Genomic DNA, 3878 nt, shown 5'->3' on the forward strand with positions numbered 1-3878 from the left:
GCGATTTCGATCGTATAGGACCAGACGTAGCGGTCCTGGTCGGGGTCCGAGCGATCCGGCAGAAAGTCGGGAAGCGCCGTTATCTGTATGTCTCTGGTGATGGCGATATACATGGGCGCAAGATTAGAATGGGCGCCGCCAAAGGGAAATGCCTTTGATTAGGCGCCGCGGTCGGCGGTCACGACACTAGAGCGCGGCTCGCGAAAAAGTGGGAACCGGCTTTTCGCGTAAAGCGCGCTCTAAGCTTTTGGAATCGATCACGTCATCGGCGTTCAGGCGAGTGCGCCTGAACGCAGCGTGATCTAGCGCCAATCAGCCCCTCGTTGCGCAAATGTTACACTTCCTGCTTTTCTGCCTCGGGAAGCCATGTGCGCCTATCCAAGAGGCAGACATCTGTGAATATTAGTCGGCCTGATTTGCACTGGAATCGAAATGCGGCTCACGACGCTTCGTACGCTACTGCTTGTGCTGGCGATGGTCACGCAGACCATCGCCGGAGGAGCCGGATTGGCGCGCGCCGCTTCGATGTCCCCTGAGGAGGCGCTTTCAGCGCAGTGTCACGCCCTGCGCTCCGCCGAACAACCGGCGACCGGCGACGAGGCAGGGCATCGGAACAACTGCCATTCCTGTCTCCTATGCGGCGGACCGGCGCCGGCCTTGGTTTCCTGTGCCGACTATCATGTCGCCGCGCTCGATGAATATGCGCGGATCGACGCGCCAGTTGAGGCGGCGCGATCCCGCTTCGAGCGATTGTCGCGCGCGCATAGCGCGCGGGCGCCGCCCGTCGCGCGCGCCTGAGGCCATCGGACCCGCGCGCGCGAAGCGCCCCGGTCTGTCCTCGGTCCGCTGCGCATAGCAGCTTCCACATCTTCCTTGCGTGCTCGCTGCGCTTGCCGCCGCAGCTCGCCTCCTCTCATGCGTCGATAGGCGTCGGCGCACAAGGAAACTCGTCATGATCCGTCATTCTCGCCTCCTCGGAGGAGTCTCTTGCGCCGCGCTCAGCCTGTTCGCCGCCTCGGCCGCCGATGCGCAGCAGGCGCTTCCCACCATCGACGTCGGCGGCGCGCGGGCGGCCGTGCATAGAGGCCCTGCGGGCCGTTCAGCTGGCGGACCAGGACGCGTCACCACCGCGACTCCCACGCCGGGGACCGGGTCCGGGTCCGGGCTGGCGGATCGTTACGCGGAGCCCAAGCCCGCGCCGTTCAGCCGCACATTGCCGACGAACATTCCGGCGGTGATCGAGAGCCGCACGCGAGCGCAGATCGAAAAGACCACGAACATCATGACTTCGTCTGACGCCTTCCGCTATATGCCGTCGATCTGGGTGCGCGAACGTTATCCCGGCGACCGGAACGCCCCCGTGTCGGGCCGCACGACAGGCACGGTCGAAAGCGCCAAGACGCTCGTTTACGCCGACAATGTGCTGCTCTCGAATCTGCTCGGCAACGGCTTTGGGTTCGCGCCGCGCTGGGGAATGGTGTCGCCCGCCGAAATCTCCCGCGTCGATGTGATCTACGGGCCGTTCTCCGCGCTCTACCCGGGCAACGCCATCGGTGGCGTGCTGACGATGACGACGCGGATGCCGGATAACTTCGAAGTGCGCGCTTATGGCATCGGATCCGTGCAGCCGTACAACTTGTTTGCCCGCAGCGAAACTAATCTCGGCGGCATTATGAATGTCCTGGTAGGCGACCGGATCAATGACTTCAGGTATTGGGTCGGCTACGAATATCTCGACAATCAGTCTCAAGCCCAGTTCTTCCCAACTTTCCCGGCCCCTACAATCACGCCGGGCACGGCGGGCACGCCCGTTTTTGGCGGCGTATTGGGTTTCAATCAGGAAGGCCTGCCAAGCCTTTACAGCGGCGCGACCGGCGCCGAGCATGTGCAAAGCCACATGGCGAAAATCAAGCTCTCTTACGACATCGCGCCGCTCGTACGCGCGCGATATCAGCTCGGCTTTTGGAACTTGAACACGGACGCCCATGTTCAAACTTTCGTCTCCGACAGGAACGGCGTGCCGATCTACGATACGCAGAATGGGCTTCTTGCCGTCGGCGGCAGATTTCAGAGCCGTCCGGGCGCCATAAATCCTGCGCACGGCGGCGCCAGCCATCTGATGCAGGCGCTGGAATTGCGAAGCGACACGGGCGGCCAATTCGACTTCGATCTCTCGCTGACGTCTTATAATTTCCTGCGCGATTTCGACAATAGGGCCCAGTCATACGGACTTCGCCCCAACAACAATGTGAACAACTATTTCTACAACATCGATCCGCGAGGACTGAACACCAACAACGGCGGCGCCTATTGGCGTACGGTCGATGCGCGCTTCATCTGGCGTCCAAGGGACGAATTTCTAAGCAATCACGAAGTGTCCTTCGGCGCGCATGGCGACCAGTACAGCCTCGCAACCACCCTGACGAGCACCGTGGCGTGGCCAAGCAATTATCCGCTTTCGCTTCAGGCGGTCAATTACGGCAAGACCCAGACGGCGGCGACATACATCCAGGATGTTTGGAAATTTTTGCCGGACTGGAAGTTGATCGTAGGGGGACGCGGCGAATATTGGCGCGCCTTCGACGGCTCAACGGCCACCGGCGGGTTCGGCAATGCGACGAATCCGGTGGGGCAACCGATCGTCAGGCTTCCGCTGGCGACGGCGAACGGGAAACTGTACCCCGATTCCAACAAGAACGCCTTTTCGCCCAAGGCTGCTCTCGAATGGCAAGCGACGCCCGAACTCAATCTGCGCGGTTCGATGGGGCGCGCCTACCGCTTTCCGACAGTCACCGAATTGTTCCAGGCGATCACCAGCCAAACAAACACGGCCATCGTCAACAATCCGAACCTTCAAGCCGAAATCTGCACCTGCTACGATTTGACTGGCCAGTACAGATGGGTGGACGCGTTTAACGGCTCCGTCGGGCTCTTCATTCCGCGCGTCAGCCTGTTCCTCGACGAACGCTGGAACGCCATCGTCAGTCAGCGAAACACAGGTCCCTTCGGCTTTAGCGTCACTTCAAACGCGAACATCGACAGGGCGCGGTTCCGTGGCGTCGAGGCGGCGGCGGAGATGAAGGACATACTGACCCCAGGCCTCGACTTCTCCGGCGGCGTGACGTTCACCGACTCGAAAATCCTGTCGAACCTCTCATCATTCGACTTCACCGGAGCTCCTGCGCTCCTCAACTTCAACAATGGAGTTCCCGGCATTTTCTTCGCGGGCCGTCAGTATCCGCGCGTGCCGCGCATCCGCATTCGCGGCGCGGCGACCTACAGCCCCACCCCGGACCTCTCCTTCGCGCTCGGCGTGCGCTACTCGTCCGCCGCCTTCGTCAATCTCTCGAACACCGATTGGAATCACAACACCTACGGCAATTCGGACAGCGAGATCTTCTTCGTCGACACCAAGGTGCGCTACAGGTTCGCCCCCAGCTGGACGGCCTCCGTCGGCGTCAACAACATAGGGAACTGGAAAGCCTACACTAATCCAAACCCTTATCCGCAGCGCATGTTCTTCTTCAGCCTGAACTACGATTTGGGCGCGCCTGAAAGCGGCGGAGCAACGGTTGCGGGTCTCGGCGGCGGCGTCGGCGCACCGGCGGGCGGAACTGGCGGCCGGTAAGGCTGCGAACCATGCGCAGCGCGCTCTGAACGGAGAGCGCGCTGCGCAGGATTGCCGCTTCTCGACGGGGACATGCGGGTGAGCGACAGTAGCCGCGGCTTGTGGAAAACGCGATCGTCCGCCTGAGACGCTTTGCCGCAGCGAGACGGCCGCTCCAAGATTAACTTGTCGCGGCCCTCGCTTTTTGCTTACATCGGCGCGCGCCTGTAAATTTTACGGGCGCGCCTGAATGAGGGTTCGAGCTTTTATG

Annotated in this window: 2 protein-coding genes; both read left to right on the forward strand. The window is 61.6% G+C overall.

Annotated elements, in window-relative coordinates:
- Positions 1–432 precede the first annotated feature (432 nt).
- Complete coding sequence (locus tag QZ964_RS16845) at positions 433–798, forward strand: hypothetical protein (RefSeq protein WP_292532935.1); 366 nt, start codon at positions 433–435, stop codon at positions 796–798.
- A gap of 154 nt (positions 799–952) precedes the next feature.
- Positions 953–3628: a TonB-dependent receptor gene (locus tag QZ964_RS16850; protein ID WP_292532936.1), complete on the forward strand. Its 2676-nt coding sequence runs from the start codon at positions 953–955 to the stop codon at positions 3626–3628.
- Positions 3629–3878: the final 250 nt, after the last annotated feature.

It is taken from the genome of Methylocystis sp., assembly GCF_021731785.1.
GTDB lineage: Bacteria > Pseudomonadota > Alphaproteobacteria > Rhizobiales > Beijerinckiaceae > Methylocystis.